This window comes from Cupriavidus sp. GW821-FHT02F09, assembly GCF_059421605.1.
Map to the genome: position 1 here is coordinate 34,740 of NZ_JBWKVH010000007.1, position 19,553 is coordinate 54,292.

Annotated in this window: 14 protein-coding genes; 2 read left to right on the plus strand and 12 right to left on the minus strand. The window is 64.0% G+C overall.

Annotated elements, in window-relative coordinates:
- Window positions 1-58: 58 nt before the first annotated feature.
- From lpdA to AC07XB_RS10515, 3 genes are all read right to left on the minus strand, one after another.
- On the minus strand, window positions 59-1,495 hold the full coding sequence (lpdA, locus tag AC07XB_RS10505; RefSeq protein WP_492372408.1) for a dihydrolipoyl dehydrogenase: 1,437 nt from the start codon (window positions 1,493-1,495) through the stop codon (window positions 59-61).
- A 143-nt stretch (window positions 1,496-1,638) separates the two neighbouring features.
- Complete coding sequence (odhB, locus tag AC07XB_RS10510) at window positions 1,639-2,892, minus strand: 2-oxoglutarate dehydrogenase complex dihydrolipoyllysine-residue succinyltransferase (RefSeq protein ID WP_492831411.1); 1,254 nt, start codon at window positions 2,890-2,892, stop codon at window positions 1,639-1,641.
- Between the two features lie 97 nt (window positions 2,893-2,989).
- Window positions 2,990-5,845, minus strand: coding sequence for a 2-oxoglutarate dehydrogenase E1 component (locus AC07XB_RS10515; RefSeq protein ID WP_492831410.1), 2,856 nt, complete (start codon window positions 5,843-5,845; stop codon window positions 2,990-2,992).
- A 423-nt stretch (window positions 5,846-6,268) separates the two neighbouring features.
- Between AC07XB_RS10515 and AC07XB_RS10520 the strand changes: the two genes are divergently transcribed.
- Window positions 6,269-7,930 carry a SulP family inorganic anion transporter gene (locus AC07XB_RS10520; protein ID WP_492831409.1) on the plus strand — a complete coding sequence of 554 codons (1,662 nt, stop codon included), beginning with the start codon at window positions 6,269-6,271 and terminating at the stop codon, window positions 7,928-7,930.
- Window positions 7,931-7,957: 27 nt separating this feature from the next.
- Here the strand turns inward: AC07XB_RS10520 and ugpQ are convergent, their stop codons facing one another.
- From ugpQ to ugpB, 5 genes are all read right to left on the minus strand, one after another.
- Window positions 7,958-8,704, minus strand: a complete 747-nt coding sequence (gene ugpQ / locus AC07XB_RS10525; RefSeq protein ID WP_492372411.1) for a glycerophosphodiester phosphodiesterase — start codon at window positions 8,702-8,704, stop codon at window positions 7,958-7,960.
- Between the two features lies 1 nt (window position 8,705).
- Complete coding sequence (locus tag AC07XB_RS10530) at window positions 8,706-9,809, minus strand: sn-glycerol-3-phosphate import ATP-binding protein UgpC (RefSeq protein WP_492831408.1); 1,104 nt, start codon at window positions 9,807-9,809, stop codon at window positions 8,706-8,708.
- A 66-nt stretch (window positions 9,810-9,875) separates the two neighbouring features.
- A complete protein-coding gene (gene ugpE / locus AC07XB_RS10535) occupies window positions 9,876-10,724 on the minus strand; it encodes a sn-glycerol-3-phosphate ABC transporter permease UgpE (protein ID WP_492831407.1) in 849 nt (282 codons plus the stop codon).
- A 12-nt stretch (window positions 10,725-10,736) separates the two neighbouring features.
- A complete protein-coding gene (gene ugpA, locus AC07XB_RS10540; RefSeq protein ID WP_174423278.1) occupies window positions 10,737-11,618 on the minus strand; it encodes a sn-glycerol-3-phosphate ABC transporter permease UgpA in 882 nt (293 codons plus the stop codon).
- Between the two features lie 124 nt (window positions 11,619-11,742).
- The gene (gene ugpB / locus AC07XB_RS10545; protein WP_174423279.1) at window positions 11,743-13,059 is read right to left on the minus strand and encodes a sn-glycerol-3-phosphate ABC transporter substrate-binding protein UgpB; all 1,317 of its coding nucleotides are present in this window, start codon (window positions 13,057-13,059) and stop codon (window positions 11,743-11,745) included.
- 176 nt (window positions 13,060-13,235) lie between these two features.
- On the opposite strand from ugpB, the gene AC07XB_RS10550 reads away from it, so the two are divergent.
- Complete coding sequence (locus tag AC07XB_RS10550; RefSeq protein WP_492372414.1) at window positions 13,236-14,027, plus strand: HAD-IIB family hydrolase; 792 nt, start codon at window positions 13,236-13,238, stop codon at window positions 14,025-14,027.
- 87 nt (window positions 14,028-14,114) lie between these two features.
- Here AC07XB_RS10550 and ntrC read toward each other — a convergent pair whose 3' ends face one another.
- The 4 genes from ntrC to AC07XB_RS10570 form a co-directional block, all read right to left on the minus strand.
- Window positions 14,115-15,659: a nitrogen regulation protein NR(I) gene (gene ntrC / locus AC07XB_RS10555; protein WP_183035096.1), complete on the minus strand. Its 1,545-nt coding sequence runs from the start codon at window positions 15,657-15,659 to the stop codon at window positions 14,115-14,117.
- Window positions 15,660-15,774: 115 nt separating this feature from the next.
- Window positions 15,775-16,926, minus strand: a complete 1,152-nt coding sequence (gene glnL / locus AC07XB_RS10560) for a nitrogen regulation protein NR(II) (RefSeq protein WP_253927479.1) — start codon at window positions 16,924-16,926, stop codon at window positions 15,775-15,777.
- A 4-nt stretch (window positions 16,927-16,930) separates the two neighbouring features.
- On the minus strand, window positions 16,931-17,494 hold the full coding sequence (locus tag AC07XB_RS10565) for a DUF4124 domain-containing protein (protein ID WP_416049048.1): 564 nt from the start codon (window positions 17,492-17,494) through the stop codon (window positions 16,931-16,933).
- Between the two features lie 133 nt (window positions 17,495-17,627).
- Window positions 17,628-19,043: a 3-hydroxylaminophenol mutase gene (locus tag AC07XB_RS10570; RefSeq protein ID WP_459371289.1), complete on the minus strand. Its 1,416-nt coding sequence runs from the start codon at window positions 19,041-19,043 to the stop codon at window positions 17,628-17,630.
- Window positions 19,044-19,553: the final 510 nt, after the last annotated feature.

Below are 19,553 nucleotides of genomic sequence, written 5' to 3' on the forward strand. Positions count from 1 at the left end.
GAAAACGGCGCGCCGCTGGAGCGGCGCGCCGGTACTCAACAATACGAAGGCTTATGCCTTACATATTGAGCTGGCGCTTGTCGACAGCGAGTGCGGCTTCGCGCATGACTTCCGACATCGACGGATGCGGATGGCAGGTGCGGCCGATGTCTTCGCTGGCAGCCTTGAACTCCATCGCCACCACGGCTTCGGCGATCAGGTCCGACGCGTTCGCGGCAACCACATGCACGCCCAGGATCTCATCGGTCTTGGCATCGGCCAGCATCTTGACGAAGCCATCCGAATGACCCATGCCCAGTGCACGGCCGTTGGCCATGAACGGGAACTGGCCGGACTTGTACTCGCGGCCTTCGGCCTTGAGCTGCTGCTCGGTCTTGCCCACCCATGCGATTTCCGGGAAGGTGTAGATCACCCACGGAATGCAGTTGTAGTCGATGTGCGGCTTCTGGCCGGCGATGCGCTCGGCAACCGCCACGCCTTCGTCCTCTGCCTTGTGGGCCAGCATCGGGCCACGCACCACGTCGCCGATGGCCCACAGGCCCGGCACCTTGGTCGCGCAGTGGTCATCCACCTCGATGAAGCCGCGCTGGTCGGCCGCCAGGCCGATGGCGTCGAGGCCGAGGTTGTCGGTGTTGGGCACGCGGCCAACCGACACGATCAGGCGATCGACTTCCAGGGTCTGGGCAGCGCCGTCCTTGTCGGTGTAGCTGACGGTGACGTTATCCTTGCCGGTCTTGACTTCATTGACCTTCACGCCCAGGCTGAACTTCAGGCCTTGCTTGGTCAGCAGCTTCTGCGCTTCCTTGGCCACGCCTTCGTCGGCGGCGCCCAGGAACGACGGCAGCGCTTCCAGCACGGTCACTTCGGCACCCAGGCGGCGCCACACGGAACCCAGCTCGAGGCCGATCACGCCAGCGCCGATCACGCCCAGCTTCTTCGGCACGCCGGCGAACTTGAGCGCGCCTTCGTTATCGCTGACCAGCACGTTGTCCACCGCGATACCCGGCAGGTGACGCGCCTTGGAACCCGTAGCGACGATGACCTGCTTGGCCGTCACGACTTCGGTACCTGCCTTGCCGGCGATCTCGACCTGGAAGCCCTCGGCGGTCTTGCCGACGAACTTCCCGTAGCCCTTGAGCAGCGTGACCTTGTTCTTGCGGAACAGGAACTCGATGCCCTTGGTCATCTTGCCGACGATATCGTCCTTGCGCTTGAGCATCTTGGCCACGTCGACCTTGACATCGCCAACCGTGATGCCGTGGTCGCCCAGGTGATGCTGTACGTTCTCGAACTCTTCCGAGGATGCCAGCAATGCCTTGGAGGGGATGCAACCCACGTTCAGGCAGGTGCCGCCCAGGCGCGGTTCGTCCTTGGGATCGTCGTAGGCATTGCCTTCGCAGCAGGCCACATTCAGGCCCAGCTGGCCGGCACGAATGGCGGCGATGTAGCCGCCGGGGCCGGCACCGATCACCAGCACGTCGAATTGTTTGCTCATGGAGATTCCTTTTGCAGCCACGGCGGGGCAACGTCGCCCGCCAGGCCGCTTTCAACTCTTCGGTCCGTCATGCCCGCCAGCGCCGCACCCGATGACAGGCGCGGCGGAGGAAATGCGGGCAAGACCTCAGGCTTTGCAGATGATTACAGGTCCAGCAGCAGGCGTGCCGGATCTTCCAGCGCGTCCTTCATGGCGACCAGGCCCAGGACGGCTTCGCGGCCGTCGATGATGCGGTGGTCGTAGGACATGGCGAGGTAGTTCATCGGACGGATCACGATCTGGCCGTCTTCCACCACCGGGCGGTCCTTGGTGGCGTGCACGCCCAGGATCGCGGATTGCGGCGGGTTGATGATCGGCGTCGACAGCATCGAGCCGAAGGTACCACCGTTGGAGATCGAGAACGTACCACCGGTCAGCTCTTCCAGCGACAGCTTGCCGTCGCGGGCCTTGGCGCCGAATTCAGCGATCTTCTTTTCGATGTCGGCCAGGCTCATCTGGTCGGCGTTGCGCAGGATAGGCACCACCAGGCCACGCGGCGAGCCCACCGCGATACCGATGTCGAAGTAGCCGTGATAGACGATGTCGTTGCCGTCGATCGATGCGTTGATCAGCGGGAACTTCTTCAGCGCGTGAACCGCGGCCTTGACGAAGAAGGACATGAAGCCCAGCTTCACGCCGTGTTCCTTCTCGAAGCGGTCCTTGTACTTGTTACGCAGGTCCATCACCGGCTTCATGTTCACTTCATTGAAGGTGGTGAGGATCGCGTTGGTGCTTTGCGATTGCAGCAGGCGCTCGGCGATACGGGCGCGCAGGCGGCTCATCGGCACGCGTTCTTCCGGGCGGTCGCCCAGGGCGGCGAAGTCCATCGGGGCGGAAACCTGCTGCAGCGCCGGCTTGGCAGCGGCCGGAGCCGGTGCTGCCTTGGCGGCCGGTGCGGGAGCGGGTGCGGCGGTCGCGGCCAGCACGTCACCCTTGGTGATGCGGCCATCCTTGCCCGTGCCTGCAACCTGGCCAGCGGACAGGCCGCCTTCGGCCATCAGCTTGGCTGCCGAAGGCATGGCCACGGCGCCGGCTGCTGCCGGAGCAGCTGCGGCGGCCGGGGCAGCGGCAGCGGGTGCCGGTGCGGCAGCGGCGGGAGCGACGGCGCCAGCGGTGGCTTCGGTGTCGATCTTGGCGATCACTTCGTCGGCAACCACGGTATCGCCGTCGTTGCGGATGATCTGCGACAGCACGCCAGCCGACGGAGCCGGCACTTCGAGCACGACTTTGTCGGTCTCGATTTCAATCAGGATTTCGTCTTGGGCAACAGCTTCGCCCGGCTTCTTCTTCCAGTTCAGCATGGTTGCTTCTGCAACCGATTCAGAGAGTTGCGGAACCTTGACGTCAACAATAGCCATGGTTGGAATTTCCTTGATGTATTCGTTTTTGCTTAAGGCAGGTGGCAAAAAACATGGCGGTGCGCGCTCTTCGCGCGCGCCGCCATGCTGGCCACGATCATTTGGTCAGGACAAAGCCCTTGAGCTTGGAGAACGCCGCATCCAGCAGCGCCTTTTGTTGCTCGTTGTGCTTGGCGTAGTAGCCCACCGCCGGCGATGCCGAGGCGGGACGACCCGCGTAACCGAGCTTCTGGCCTTCTGCCATGTTTTCCATGATGAAGTGCTGGACGAAGAACCAGGCACCCTGGTTCTGCGGCTCGTCCTGGCACCACACGACTTCGTTGGCGTTCGGGTACTTCTTCAGCTCGGCTGCCACTGCCTTGTGCGGGAACGGATACAGCTGTTCCATGCGGATGACGGCCGTGTCGGTAGCGCCGCGTTCCTTGCGGGTGTTGACCAGGTCGTAGTAGACCTTGCCCGAGCACATGATCACGCGCTTGACCTTGCTGGCGTTCAGCTCTTCGTGATCGGGGATGACCGTCTCGAAGTGACCCTTGGCCAGGTCGGACAGCGGCGAAACCGCTTCCTTGTTACGCAGCAGCGACTTCGGCGTCATGATCACCAGCGGCTTGCGGAACAGACGGATCATCTGGCGGCGCAGCAGGTGGAAGATCTGGGCCGGGGTGGTCGGCTGGCAGACTTGCATGTTGTGGTCCGCGCACAGCTGCAGGAAGCGCTCGATGCGCGCCGAGCTGTGTTCCGGACCCTGGCCTTCGTAGCCGTGCGGCAGCATCAGGGTCAGGCCCGAGGCGCGGCCCCACTTCACTTCGCCGGAGGAGATGAACTGGTCGATCACCACCTGGGCGCCGTTGACGAAGTCGCCGAACTGGGCTTCCCAGATCACGAGTGCGTTCGGCTCGGCGGTGGAGAAGCCGTATTCAAAGCCGAGCACAGCCTCTTCCGACAGCACCGAGTCGATCACCGTGAACGGTGCCTGGTTTTCCGACACGTTCTGCAGGGGCACGTAGCTGCCGGCATCCCAGCGCTCGCGGTTCTGGTCGTGCAGCACTGAGTGGCGGTGGGTAAAGGTGCCACGGCCGGCGTCCTGGCCGGTGATGCGCACCGGATAGCCCGAAGCCACCAGCGAGGCGAAGGCCAGATGCTCGCCCATGCCCCAGTCCAGCGGCTGGTCGCCGCGGCCCATGTTGGCGCGATCCTTCACCACCTTCTCGACCAGCGGGTGCAGCTTGAGGTGTTCGGGGATGGCGGTGATGCGTTCGGCCAGGCGCTTGAGCTCGGTCACCGGCACGGCGGTGTCGGCGGCGTCGGTCCACTTGCGGTTCAGGAACGGCATCCAGTCCACGGCGAACTTGTTCTTGAAGTTCGACAGGACGGGGTCGACCGTGTGCTTGCCCGCGTCCATCGCGGCACGGTATTCCTTGACCAGCTGGTCGCCGAAGTCGGCAGCCACCAGGTTCTGCGCGGTCAGCTTGTCAGCGTACAGCTTGCGCGTGCCCGGGTGCTGGGCGATCTTCTTGTACATCAGCGGCTGGGTAACGGCCGGCGTGTCCTGCTCGTTGTGGCCCAGCTTGCGGAAGCAGATGATGTCGACCACGACATCCTTCTTGAACTCCATGCGGAAGTCCACGGCCAGCTGCATGGCGAACACCACGGCTTCGGGATCGTCGCCGTTGACGTGCAGCACCGGTGCCTCGATCATCTTGACGACGTCGGTGCAATACAGCGTGGAACGCGAGTCGCGCGGGTCCGAGGTGGTGAAGCCGATCTGGTTGTTGATCACGATGTGCATCGTGCCGCCCGTGCCGTAGCCGCGGGTCTGCGCCAGGTTCAGCGTTTCCATCACCACGCCCTGGCCTGCGAATGCCGCGTCGCCGTGCACTTGCACCGGCAGCACTTCCGCATGGCCTGCGGGCTCGCCGCGGCGTTCCTGGCGGGCCTTGACCGAGCCTTCGACGACCGGGTTGACGATTTCCAGGTGGGACGGGTTGAAGGCGAGCGACAGGTGGACCGGGCCGCCTTCGGTGGAGACGTCGCTGGAGAAGCCCTTGTGGTACTTCACGTCGCCGGCCGGCAGGTCATCGACGTGCTTGCCTTCGAACTCGGCGAACAGGTCAGCCGGCATCTTGCCCAGCGTATTGACCAGCACGTTCAGGCGGCCGCGGTGGGCCATGCCGATCACGATTTCCTGCACGCCCTTGCTGCCGCTGTGCTGGATCAGTTCGTCCATGGCAGCGATGAAGCTTTCGCCGCCTTCCAGCGAGAAGCGCTTCTGGCCAACGTACTTGGTGTGGAGGAAGCGCTCCAGGCCTTCAGCCGCGGTCAGGCGGTCGAGCACGTGCTTCTTCTTTTCGAGGGTGAACACCGGCTTGGAACGCGTGGTTTCCAGGCGCTCTTGCCACCAGCGCTTTTGCGCCTGGTCGCTGATGTACATGAACTCGGCGCCGATGCTGCTGCAGTAAGTTTCGCGCAGGTTATTGAGCAGCTCGCGCAGGCTCATCGATTCCTTGCCGAAATACGTATTGCTGGCGTTGAAGACGATGTCGAGATCGCTTTCGGAGAAGCCGTAGAACGCGGGGTCGAGGTCTGGCAGGGGCGGACGCTCCTGGCGCTTGAGCGGATCCAGGTCTGCCCAGTGCGAACCGATGTTGCGGTAGGCGGCGATCAGCTGCGTGGCAGCGACGCGCTTGCGCCCCATATCGGAGTCGGCCGAGGCAACAATAGTCTTGATCGGACCCGCCTTGGCGCGCTCTGCGAACGAGGCGACGATGGGAGCGTGGGGGATATCGCGGGCGTTGGAGCCATCGACAGCCGGCACGTTCTGCATCGCGTCGAAGTACGCGCGCCAGTTATCGGGAACCGAGGAGGGATTTTCGAGGTAGGCCTCGTACAGCTCTTCTACATAGGGGGCATTGCCGCCGAAGAGGTACGAATTGCTCTGATACTGCTGCATCATGGGGCGCTCACTATTATCCGGGAATGCCGGAATAAAGCGGGTTCATCAACCTTCCGCGACACGGCTTGACCGGTTAGCGGATTGCAAACAACTCTTTCTGGGCAGCAACTGAAACACATTAAATGCATCATTATGCAAACGGCACCGCAGCGGGTGCCGATCTGTTCAGTCGCCCTAAAAGGGTCAGTTGTGCGTGGAAGGACCTAAGTCTTCACTCGCATAAGAATAGCACGTTTGCCGCGTGAGCCGAGGGAATTTTGCCGTAACGCGCGCGGGCCGATCCGCAGTGTTGCGAAGCGGCCAAGACCACCTCCCGAGGCAGATGACGAAACCCATGCGTTCGATAGCATGGAGCCGGAAACCAAAGGAGCGATTCGTGCATCTCTTGCCACACCCCCTGCGGGCCAGCGCCCGGCCCCGTCAATGATGCCCGCCCCCACCGCCGACGCCGCGGCGTCGGGCGCCGCTTCCGCCACATGGCGCGCGGACCTGGTGGCCGGCCTGGCCATCGCCGGGCTGCTGCTGCCCGAGGCCGTGGCCTATTCCGGCATTGCCGGGCTGCCGCCGCAAGCCGGCGTGATCGCGCTGTTCGCAGGCCTGCTGGTCTACGGCCTGCTTGGCAGCAGCCGCTTTGCGATCGTTTCGGCCACCTCGTCGTCTGCCGCGGTGCTGCTGGCAGCCACCACGGCTGCCGCCGAGGGCGACGCCGGACTGCGCATCGCCCTCGGCGCCGCCGTGATCCTGCTGGCGGGGGTGCTGTTCCTGCTGGCATCGCTGGCGCACCTGGGGGCGATCTCCAACCTGATCGCCAAGCCGGTGCTGCGCGGCTTCGCGCTGGGACTGGCGCTGACCATCGTGCTCAAGCAATGCCCGAAGGTCCTGGACGTGCACCCGGCGCACGGCGACTTCCTGCGCCTGGCCTGGGAACTGCTCGCCAGCTGGCGCCACTGGAACCTGGCAGGCGCGGCGGTGGCACTGGTTGCGCTGGCGCTGCTGCACGTGTTCGCGCGCTGGCGCGCCATGCCGGGCGCGCTACTGGTCATCGCCACCGGCATCATGCTCGACCTCAGCGGCTGGACCCAGGCGCATGGCGTGGCAGCCGTCGGCAACATCGCCCTGCAGTTCTCGGCGCCACGGGTGCCGGAACTGAGCACGGCCGACTGGATGCGGGTGGGCGAACTGGCCGCCGCGCTGGCCCTGATCCTGTACGCCGAGAGCTACGGCTCGATCCGCACCTTTGCCATGCGCCACGGCGACATCGTCTCGCCCAACCGCGACCTGGCAGCGCTGGGGCTAGCCAACCTCGCTTCGGGGTTGTTCCAGGGCATGCCGGTGGGCGCGGGTTTTTCCGGCACCTCGGCTAACGAAGCAGCCGGCGCGCAAAGCCGCCGTGCCGGCTTGATTGCGGGTGCCGTGGTCTTTGCCGCGGTATGCACCCTGCTCCCCTGGATCTCGCACACGCCAGAACCGGTACTCGCGGCCATCGTGATCCGCGCGGTCGGGCACAGCCTAAACCCGGGCAGCCTCAAGCCTTATTTCGACTGGCGGCGCGACCGCCTGGTCGCGGTGACCGCCTTTGCCGGCGTGCTGTTGCTGGGCGTGCTGCATGGGCTGCTGCTGGCAATCGGGGTCAGCCTGGCGATGCTGCTGCAGCGCTTGTCGCGCCCGCAGGTGAGCTGGCTGGGGCGTTGGGCCGATGGCCACGACTTCGTCGACACGGCGCGCCACCCCGAGGCCACCGCGCCCAAGGGACTGCTGATCGCGCGCCCGGAGGTACCGCTTTTCTTCGGCAACGTCGATAGCGTGCTGGGCACCGTGCGCCAGGCGCTGGCGCGCGAGCATCCCCAGTACGGCCTGATACTCAGCCTGGAAGAATCGTCGGACCTCGACGGCACTGCCCTTGAAGCCTTGGGCGAACTGGCGGTGTTCGCGAAGGCCCACGGCATGCCGCTACGGCTCGCGCGGGTCAAGGACGAGGTGCGCGACCTGCTGGCGCATGCGCGCAACCCCGCCCTGCCCGAGGAAATATGGCGCGGCTGGAGCGTGGACGATGCGGTGCGCGAAGCGTTGGCGCAGCCTGCATGAACAGGCGCGCCGGCACCACCGGGCGGACTAGCCCTGACGCGGTGCGATCAGGTCGACCGCGTCGGTAATCAGTGTGTCCAGCCCCCAAGTCAGCAGTTCCGTCGCGCGCACCGGGTCATTGACGGTATAGCAGGCCACCCGGAAACCGGCCGCATGGGCCGCCTGGATGACCTCGGCGGTAAGCTCGCGATGGTTGGCATCGAGCGCCACGCAGTCCAGCCGGCGCAGCCGCTCCAGCCAGTCGGGCGGCAGCTTGTCCAGCAGCAGCGCGCGCGGCAGGCCAGGCGCGGCCTTGCGGGCCGCTTCCAGCGACTCTTCCGAGAATGACGACAGCAGCGGCAGCACATCGCTGCCGGCCCACAGTGCCTGCGCGTCGAGGGCTACCGCCGCGCCGGTGCGCCATTCCGCGCCGGGCACGGGCTTGATCTCGATATTGACGAAGAAGCCGTTGGCACGGGTATAGCGAGCAATCGCCGCCAGCGTGGGCACTGGTTCGCCGGCATAGGCAGGGCTGTGCCAGCTGCCCGCGTCCAGCATGGCGATCTCGCCCAGCGTCAGCGCATCGGCCCGCCCCTGGCCGTTGGTGGTGCGGTCCAGCGTGGCGTCGTGCAGCAGCACCGGGCGTCCGTCGCCCGACAGCTTCACGTCGAACTCGAACATGCGGTAGCCAAACGATGCCCCGTGGCGGAATGCCGCCAGGGTGTTCTCGGGTGCGAGCTTGCCCGCGCCACGATGGGCGACATGGCGCGGATAGGGCCAGGCGGCTAGGGTCATGTCAGGCCTCGATGCGCTTGCCGGAATCGGCGTCGAAGAAATGCAGGTGCTCGGCCGTGGCCGTGATCGGCAGGCGATCGCCGCTGCGCACAGGCATATTGCTGTCCAGCCGCACCACTACCGGCTGGCCGCCCAGTGTGCCATACGCATAGGAGTCGGCGCCAAGCGCCTCGACCAGGCGGACCTCGATCTCGGCGATCGCCTCATGCGCCGCACACGGCTCGATATGCTCCGGACGCAGGCCGAGCAGCGCGCGCTCGGGCAGGTGCAGGCCCATTGGCAAGTGGCCGAGGGTGGCGGGTACGCCTTGGGCACCCGGCTTCTGCTCCACGCGCATCTGCGCTTCGCCCTGCCCGCCATTGGTCCGCGCCACCGGAACCAGATTCATCGGCGGCGAGCCGATAAAGCTGGCCACGAAGGTACTGGCCGGGCGTGCATAGACTTCCAGCGGCGTGCCGATCTGCTCCACGCGCCCGCCATTGAGCACCATCATGCGGTCCGCCAGCGTCATGGCTTCGACCTGATCGTGGGTCACATACATGCTGGTGGTGCGCAGGCGGCGGTGCAACTCCTTCAACTCCAGGCGCATCTGCACGCGCAGCTTGGCGTCGAGGTTGGACAGCGGCTCGTCGAACAGGAACACGGCAGGCTCACGCACGATCGCGCGGCCCATGGCCACACGCTGGCGCTGGCCGCCCGACAGCGCGCGCGGCTTGCGCTCGAGCAGCGGCGCCAGCTCCAGGATGCCGGCGGCGTGCTTGACGCGCTGCTCGATCTCGCTCTTGTCCATGCCGCGGATCTTCAGCCCGTAGGCCATGTTGTCGTACACGCTCATATGCGGGTAGAGCGCGTAGTTCTGGAACACCATGGCGATGTCCCGCTCGGCGGGCTCGAGGTGATTGACGACCTTGTCGCCAATATGCACCTCGCCACCGCTGATGGCCTCCAGCCCGGCCACCATGCGCAGCAGCGTGGATTTGCCGCAACCCGAGGGGCCGACGATGACGATGAACTCGCCGTCGTTGATTTCCATATCGATGCCGTGCACAACCTTGACGTTGCCGGCGTAAGTCTTCTGTACGTTGCGAAGCGACAGTTTTGCCATTGCTATTCTTTCTCGCTGGGCAAGCGTGGCGGGCACGTCATCCTATGAGCGCCCCGCCCCGCCCGCTTATTTTTCGGTTTCGACCAGGCCCTTGACGAACCACTTCTGCATCAGCACCACCACGATCGCGGGCGGCACCATGGCCAGCATCACGGTGGCCATCACCAGGTTCCAGTCGGTCGCGGCATCCCCGGAGCGGGAGATCATCTGCGTGACCCCCACCACCACCGGCGTCATCGACTTCTGCGTGGTGATCAGGAGCGGCCACAGGTACTGGTTCCAGCCGTAGATGAACTGGATCACAAAGAGCGCCGCGATGCTGGTCTTGGACAGCGGCAGCACCACGTCCTTGAAGAAGCGCAGCGGCCCCGCGCCGTCGATGCGCGCGGCCTCGGCCAGCTCATCCGGAATGGTCAGGAAGAACTGGCGGAACAGGAAGGTCGCGGTTGCCGAGGCGATGATCGGGATGGTCAGGCCGAAGTAGCTGTCCAGCATGCCGAGATCGGACACCACCTTGTAGGTCGGCAGGATCCGCACTTCCACCGGCAGCATCAGCGTGATGAAGATCATCCAGAAGAAGGTCTTGCGCAGCGGGAACTTGAAGTACACCACCGCGAAAGCCGAGATGATCGAGATCGTGATCTTGCCCAGCGCGATGCCCAGCGCCATGATCAAGCTGTTCAACATCATGGTGGAGACAGGCGAGGCGGCATTGCCCACGCCGGCTATCAGCACGGTGCGATAGTTCTCCAGAAAATGGCTGCCCGGCAGCAGCGTCATCGGTGCCTGCAGCACCTCCTCGGCGGTCAGCGTCGAGGCAACAAACGTGACATAGACGGGGAAAGCCACTACCACTACGCCCAGCACCAGCATCAGGTGCGAGAGAAAATCTAGAAAGGGTCGTCGTTCTACCATTTTGCCAATCCTTCAGTACTGCACCTTGCGTTCCACGTAGCGGAACTGCACCACCGTGAGAACAATCACGATCCCCATCAGCACAACCGACTGCGCGGCCGAGCCGCCGATATCGAGTCCGCGGAAGCCATCCTGGTAGACCTTGTAGACCAGCGTGTTGGTAGCGTTGACGGGGCCGCCATGGGTCACCGCGTCGATAATGGCAAAGGTGTCGAAGAAGGCGTACACCACGTTGATCACCATCAGGAAGAACGTGGTCGGCGACAGTAACGGGAATATGATCGACCAGAACCGGCGCCAAGGCCCCGCGCCATCGATGGCGGCTGCCTCGATCAGCGATTTAGGGATGCTCTGCAAGCCGGCCAGGAAGAACAGGAAGTTGTAGCTGATCTGCTTCCACGCTGCAATCAGCACCACGAGCAGCATGGCCTGGTTGCTATTGAGCAGGAAGTTCCAGTCCACACCGAACCGATGCAGCGCGTAGGACACCACGCCCAGCGTCGGGTTGAACATGAACATCCACAGCACGCCCGCCACCGCCGGCGCCACGGCATACGGCCAGATCAGCAGCATCTTGTAGCCACTGGCGCCCCGCACCACGCGATCGGCGAAGTAGGCAAGCATCAGCGAGACCGTCAGCCCGACCAGCGTCACCCCGACGGCGAACACCCCCGTGACGCGAAACGAGTTCAGGTACTGCGCATCACTGAACAGATCGCGGAAGTTCTCCAGGCCGACGAACTGGAGATCAATACCGAAGGCATCCTGCCGCAGCACAGACTGGTACAGCGCCTGCCCGGCCGGCCAAAAAAAGAAGATCAGCGTCACCGCCATCTGCGGAAGCACCAGCAGATAAGGCAACCATGAAGATCGGAATACGACCCGTTTTTCCATCACGCATCCAAGCCACCGCTATGCGCGGCGCGTCATCAGTCATAGCCAGTGCGGCGAGGCTGCCGCACAAACCAAAGACGGAGGCACAGCCTCCGCCTCCCAAACACTCAAGAAGCCGCAGCGCTTATTCGCGGACCGTCTTCTGGAAACGCTCCAGCAATTCATTGCCGCGCGCAACCGCCGAATCCAGTGCTTCCTTAGGTTGCTTCTTGCCGGTCCACACCGCTTCAAGTTCTTCGTCGATCACCGTACGGATCTGTGGGAAGTTGCCCAGGCGGATGCCTCGCGACTTGTCGGTGGTCTTGACAATCATCTGCTTGACCGCCACGTCCGCGCCGGGGTTCTTCTCATAGAAGCCCGATTTCTTGGTGAGTTCGTAGGCTGCCGTCGTCACCGGCAGGTAGCCGGTCGACTGGTGCCAGTCGGCCTGCACCTCGGGGCGCGACAGATAGGTGAAGAACTTGGCTACGCCCTTGTATTCCTCGGCCTTCTTGCCGCCCATCACCCACAACGAAGCCCCGCCGATGATGGTGTTTTGCGGAGCGCCCGGCACGCCTTGCTCGTACGGCAGCTGCGCCACGGTGAAATCGAACTTGGCGTTCTTGCGGATATTCGCCAGCGCCGCCGAGGAACCGGTCAGCATCGCGCACTGGCCGGCAATAAACTTCGCCTTCGGCTCGTCCTTGCGGCCGCCATAGACAAAGTAGCCCTTCTGCTGCATGTCGAGCAGGTTGGCAATATGCTTGACGTGCAGCGGCGAATTGAACACCAGGCGCGCGCCCGTGCCACCGAAGCCATTGTTCTCGGTGGCGAACAAGACGTTGTGCCAGGCCGAGAAGCTTTCCAGCTGCACCCACGACTGCCAGTCGGTGGTGTAACCGCAAGAGATGCCGGCAGCCTTGAGCTTGGCGGAATCGGTGGCCACCTCTTGCCAGGTCACGGGCGGCTTGTTCGGATCCAGCCCGGCCTTCTTGAAGGCGTCCTTGTTGTAGTACATCACCGTGGTGGAGCTATTGAACGGGAACGACAGCATCTCACCCTTGTTCGAGGTGTAGTAGCCAGCCACCGCCGGGATGTACATCTTGGCGTCGAACTTCTCGCCAGCGTCCTTCATGACCGTCGCCACCGGCTTGATGGCACCCTTGGCGCTCATCATGGTAGCCGTGCCCACCTCGAATACCTGCAGGATCGCCGGCGCGTTGCCCGAGCGGAAGGCAGCGATGCCCGCGGCCAGCGACTCGTCGTACTGGCCCTTGTAGATCGGTACGATCTTGTAGTCGGACTGGCTGGCATTGAACTGCGTGGCGATCGCGTTCACCTTCTCGTTGAGCGCACCTTCCATCGAATGCCACCACTGGATCTCGACGGCGGCATTGGCCGATCCTGCGCCGGCCAGCATGGCAAAAGCGGCCAGGGTCAACGCGGTACGTTTTACGGTCATGGAAATCTCTCCTGTTCTATCTTGCGGCATTGGACAAAAATCGTCCGACTGTATGCAGTTTTTGTGACAGGCGGATGTTACCCCGCCTTGTTGGATTGGAAAACCGGGCATTTCTACTAAATTACAATAATATGACAACGATTTATCGGCAGCTTGACAGGGTAGAATCTCGCGCTATGCAAGCCATACAAAGCCTTCCCGCCCCGGCGTTGCGCCGGATTCGCGGCGTACTGACCGATATCGACGGCACCATCACCACCGACGGCAGGCTGCCGGCGGCCACCTACCTGGCGCTCGACCGCCTCAAGGCAGCCGGGCTGCACGTGATCCCGGTCACGGGACGCTGCATCGCCTGGGCCGAGATCCTGACGCGGTTATGGCCGGTGGACGCCATCATCGGCGAAAACGGTGCGTTCTACTCCCACCTGCGCGCGGGCAAGCTGGTGACCCGTTACCTGGACGACGCCGCCACCCGAGCCGACAACCTGGCGCGCATCCACGCGCTTGGCAAACGCATCGTGCAAGAGGTGCCAGGCTGCGCGCTGGCCTCGGACCAGGCCTGGCACGCCGCCGACCTGGCCGTCGACCACGCCGAGGACGTCGCGCCCCTGCCGCCCGCCGCGGTCGAGCGCATTGCCGGGCTGATGCGCGAAGCGGGCATGACCGCCACGGTCTCGTCCATTCACGTCAATGGCTGGTTCGGTGATCACGACAAGCTCAGCATGAGCCGTTTGTGCGCCGCGGAATTACTGGGCGCCGACCTGGATGCCGAACGGGAGGAATGGCTGTTTATCGGCGACTCAGCGAACGACGCCAGCATGTTTGCTCATTTCCCGCTGTCGGTCGGGGTGGCCAACATCCGCGACATCCTGCCTCAGCTGCCAGCCAAGCCGGCCTATATCACCGAGGCGGCCTGCGGCGAGGGCTTTGCGGAAATGGCCGAACTTCTGCTGGCCGCGCGCGGCTGACCTGCCAAGAGCGCGCCGACAATAAAAAAACAGCCGGGCAAGCCCGGCTGTTTTTTTATTGCGCTGCAACGACGACCATGACCCGATTCAATCGAAGCCCAGCTCCTGCAGCTTGCGCGTGATGGTATTGCGGCCGATGCCCAGGCGCGTGGCCGCCTCGACGCGGCGCCCGCGGGTAACGCCCAGCGCAGCCTCCAGCACTGCCTTCTCGAAACGCCGTGTCAGTGCGTCCATGACTTCCGGCTGGCCGGACTCCAGCATGGCGCGGGCTTCCCCCGCCAGCAGGTGCTCCCAGCCGGCCAGCGCGCTGGCCGCAGCCGAGCGGCCAGCGTAAGCCAGCGCGGTGTCTGGCTCCCCGCCCAAGGTGGAAGGCGCAGCGCCGTAGTCGACGGCGTCATGGCCGTCGGCATCGTCCGCCCTGCCCTCTGCCCGGAACTCCGCCTGGCGCGCCGCGCCGGCACCGCCACCCGGCGCCGTGCCGGTGCCGATCATCTCGGCTGGCATGTCCTTGACCTCGATGGTCTGTGCGGGCGCCATCACGGTCAGCCAGTTGCAAAGGTTCTCCAGCTGACGCACGTTGCCAGGGAACGGCAGTGTGCTGACATAGGCCAGGGCCTCGTCCGACATGCGCTTGGGCTCCACGCCCAGTTCCTTGGCACTCTTTTGCAGGAAATGACGCGCCAGCAGCGTGATGTCTTCCGGCCGTTCGCGCAGCGGCGGCAAGCGCAGGCGGATCACGTTGAGGCGGTGGAACAAGTCCTCGCGGAACAGCCCTTCCTTGACGCGCGTTTCCAGGTTCTGGTGGGTGGCGGCAATCACGCGCACGTTGGCGCGCAGCGGATTGTGGCCACCCACGCGGTAGAAGTTGCCATCCGACAGCACACGCAGCAGGCGCGTTTGCAAGTCGAACGGCATGTCGCCGATTTCGTCGAGGAACAGCGTGCCGCCCTCGGCCTGCTCGAAGCGGCCGCGGCGCATGGTCTGCGCGCCGGTAAAGGCGCCGCGCTCATGGCCGAACAGCTCCGACTCCAGCAAGTCCTTCGGAATGGCCGCGGTATTGAGGGCGATAAAGGGCCCGTTGGCGCGCGGGCTGTGCTTGTGCAGCGCTTGCGCCACCAGTTCCTTGCCGGTACCGGACTCGCCGGTGATCAGCACTGTCACGTTCGATTGCGACAGGCGGCCGATGGCGCGGAACACGTCCTGCATGGCCGGCGCCTGGCCGAGGATTTCGGGCGCGTCGACCAGGCGGTCTTCGAGCTCCTCCTCGCGCAGGCTTTCCTGCAGCGCGCGGCGAATCAGCTCGACCGCCTTATCCACATCGAAGGGCTTGGCCAGGTACTCGAAGGCGCCGCCCTGGAAGGCCGCTACCGCGCTATCCAGGTCGGAGTATGCCGTCATCACGATGACGGGCAGCCCCGGATGCCGCGCCTTGAGCGCTTGCAGCAGGTCCAGGCCCGAGCCACCCGGCATGCGGATATCGGAGATCAGGACCTGTGGCTCGTCGTCTTCCAGTGCGGCCAGTACGTCGCGCACGTTGGTGAAGCTGCGTGAGAGCAGGCTTTCGCGGGCGAGGGCCTTCTCAAGAACCCAGCGGATTGATTGATCGTCGTCGACTATCCAGATCGGCTTCATGTGCGTCGCTTGTCTGCTCGGTGTCATTTGGTCTTCCGTGAACCTGGCCGCACACCGCCGGCAAGCCGGTCGGCAGCAATCATTGGGGCAGTTCCAATTGCTGTCGCCGATGCGATCAATGCAGGGGCAGCAGGATACGGAAGTCGGTACAGCCCGGCCGGCTCTCGCATTCGATCAAGCCCTCGTGCTGCTGCACGAAGGTTTGAGCGAGTGTGAGACCGAGGCCGCTACCGCCATCCCTGCCCGACACCAGCGGGTAGAAGATGCGTTCGCGGATATCCTCGGGGATGCCCGGACCGTTATCAATGACATGCAAGTCCAATGCCAGCTTGAACAATCGCTTCGCTATGGTTACCTGGCGGGCCACCCGGGTCCGCAGGATGATCTGCGCATCGCCCCGCGCCACGCGCTCCGCGAGTGCCTGGGCCGCGTTGTGGACGATGTTGAGCACGGCCTGGATCAACTGCTCCATGTCGCCGCGCAGGTCGGGCAGGCTCGCGTCGTAGTCGCGCACGATATCCAGCCCGGAGGGGAATTCGGCCAGCACCACCGAGCGCACGCGCTCCAGCACCTCGTGGATGTTGAGGTCGGACACGATGTGCGGATGGCGGTGCGGCTCCAGCAGGCGGTCCACCAGCGTCTGCAGGCGGTCCGACTCCTTGATGATGACCTGGGTGTACTCCCGCAGCGAACGGTCAGGCAACTCGAACTCGAGCAATTGCGCCGCGCCGCGGATGCCGCCCAGCGGGTTCTTGATCTCATGCGCCAGATTGCGGATGAGCTCCTTGTTGGCCGAGGTCAGGTCGAGGATGCGCTCCTCGCGGTCGCTGCGGACCTTTTGCTCGTTGGGCAGCACTTCCACTAGGACCGTGTCGGCCGTGGCATCCAGCGCGCCGATCACCACGTGCGCGTGCATCGGCTCCTGCAGGGGCGGATGCAGTACCACATCCTGCCTGCGCGCATCGAACTGCCGTGAAATCACGGTCTCGATCATGCTGCCGAGCTCTTCCGAAGCGCCGAACAGGTCTGCCAGCGACAACTCCACCATGGCTTTGCGCGACACCGCGAAGCTGGCCTCGGCGGCGGGATTGGCGTAGACGATGCGCAGGCCGGGCTGGCGCACCAGCAACACGGGGTTGGCGACCACGTCCAGCCCCTGGTGGTAGGACACATCGCCCAATGGCAGCACCATGGCTCCACCCTCGGCCGGCGTGCCAGCCCCGGCCGAAGCCACCTTGCGCGAGACGCTGCGAATCAGGCGACGCATAGTGCTAGTCCTTCAAATTGGAGAGTTCGCGCCGCAGCGAAGCGGCATTGGCCTCGCCACGCGCGATGTCGTCGCGCAGCGTGGCGGTGCGGTCGAGGTACTTCTGGTAGTTACGTTCATTGCCCTGGCGCTCGGGCTGGCCGTTGTTGAACTCGGCGCGCAGCGCGGCCAGCTTGGCCTCCTCGCTTTGCAGCTCCTGCTCAAGCACCGCGCGGCGCTCGCCATCGCGGCTTTTCTGGGTCGCGCTGTCCACGCGCGGAAACGCGGTGGGCGCCATCGCGGGCCCGGCGCCCTTGCCCGCCGAAGGGGCGCTCACGCGCCCGCCCGGCACCGTCGTGACTTCCGGCAGGCTGAGCCGCTTGCAGCCCTTGCCCCCGTTGCCGTTGCGGTATTCAGGCACGCCGTTGGGGCCAGCGCAGACATAGATATCCGACTGCGCCGGGGCCGGCCGGCTCCAGCACACCAGCACAAGCGCCAGCATGGCGCAGGCAGCCGCCGATACGTGCATGGAGGCACTGAACCGGTGCATCGGTCGAAGCGAGGAAAGCGGGAATTCGAGCGCGTCCATTGACATCAGCAGGGATGGTGGGAAAGGAGCCCCATTCTAGCGATCAAACCGGCGAACAAAACAAAAAGGGACAGCCGAGGCCGCCCCTTCCTGGTGCAACTGTTGCCCGGTCACAACCTGGCAACGCCTCGCCTTACAGCGAGTAGTACATATCGAACTCGATCGGGTGCGTCGTCATGCGGAAGCGGGTCACTTCTTCCATCTTCAGCTCGATGTAGGCATCGATCATGGAGTTGGAGAAGACGCCGCCGCGCGTCAGGAACTCGCGGTCGTTGTCGAGGTATTCCAGAGCCTGGTCGAGGCTGTTACACACGGTCGGGATCTTTGCATCCTCTTCCGGCGGCAGGTCGTACAGGTTCTTGTCGGCAGCTTCGCCCGGGTGGATCTTGTTCTGCACGCCGTCCAGGCCAGCCATCAGCAGCGCCGAGAAGCCCAGGTACGGGTTCATCAGCGGATCCGGGAAGCGGGTCTCGATACGACGGCCCTTCGGGTTGGCAACGTACGGAATACGGATCGATGCCGAACGGTTGCGAGCCGAGTAAGCCAGCTTGACCGGTGCTTCGAAGCCCGGCACCAGACGCTTGTACGAGTTCGTGCCCGGGTTGGTCAGGGCATTCAGCGCGCGAGCGTGCTTGATGATGCCGCCGATGTAGTACAGCGCGAACTCCGACAGGCCGGCGTAGCCGTTGCCCGCGAACAGGTTCTGGCCATCCTTCCATACAGACTGGTGCACGTGCATGCCCGAACCGTTGTCGCCAACGACCGGCTTCGGCATGAAGGTGGCGGTCTTGCCGTAGGTGTGGGCGACGTTCTGGATCACGTACTTTTGCAGCTGGGTCCAGTCGGCGCGCTGCACCAGCGTGCTAAAGCGGGTGCCAATTTCGTTCTGGCCCTGGCCGGCGACTTCGTGGTGGTGCACTTCCACGGGGATGCCCAGCGATTCCAGAATCAGGCACATTTCCGAACGGATGTCCTGGAACGTATCGATCGGGGCAACGGGGAAGTAGCCGCCCTTCTTGCCCGGACGGTGACCGCTGTTGCCGTGCTCGAATTCCTTGCCCGACGACCACGGTGCTTCTTCCGAGTTGATCTTGACGGAGCAACCCTGCATGTCGATGTTCCAGGTCACGCCGTCGAAGATGAAGAACTCGGGTTCCGGGCCAAAGTAGGCGGTGTCGCCCAGGCCGGTGCTCTTCAGGTAAGCCTCGGCGCGCTTGGCGATGGAACGCGGGTCGCGGTCGTAGCCCTTGCCATCCGACGGCTCAACCACGTCGCAGGTCAGGATCAGGGTCGGTTCTTCGTAAAACGGATCGACGTTAGCGGTATTCGGATCCGGCATCAGCAGCATGTCCGAAGCCTCGATACCCTTCCAGCCGGCGATCGACGAACCGTCGAAAGCGTGGCCGCTTTCAAACTTGTCTTCATCGAAGTGCGACACGGGTACCGACACGTGCTGCTCTTTGCCTTTGGTATCGGTGAAACGGAAGTCGACGAACTTGACGTCGTTTTCCTTCACAAGCTTCATCACATCTGCAACGCTGTGGGCCATGCCTATCTCCTGGAAATTCGGCTGAATCTAGAAAAGCCATTCTTGCGTCGATCCCCGCTGTGCAACGCATCAAAGACGTTTGCATCAATACAAAGATCGGCCACGAAAGGGACGAGGAATGTTAGCAGAAAGCATGCCAAGGCAACCCCCTAGTTACCCCTGCGTTCCCGAAAAAAGTGCAGCCAGACGGCGCGATACGGGGGCCCAGGCGCGTTTCGGGTGCCGCATATGGCATACGCATAAATCCGTTTGGCTTCCGCCTCATTCCGGGAACGCCAGCGGCTCTCCCCGCCCTCCATGAAAATCACCAAAAACGTGCATACGCACGCCTCATTGCCCAATTTTGGTGCCTACGCACCAGATTAGAACATTTTGGTGCAAACCGAATGCCGTTGCCTGCTTGCGGTGCAAGATCCTGCTACCAAGGTACCCGCAGCGCGCGACCAAGCCGGCGCAACTCCGGCACAACCGATGCCGCTAGCTGCCCTTCACATCCAAAGGCCGCCGGCG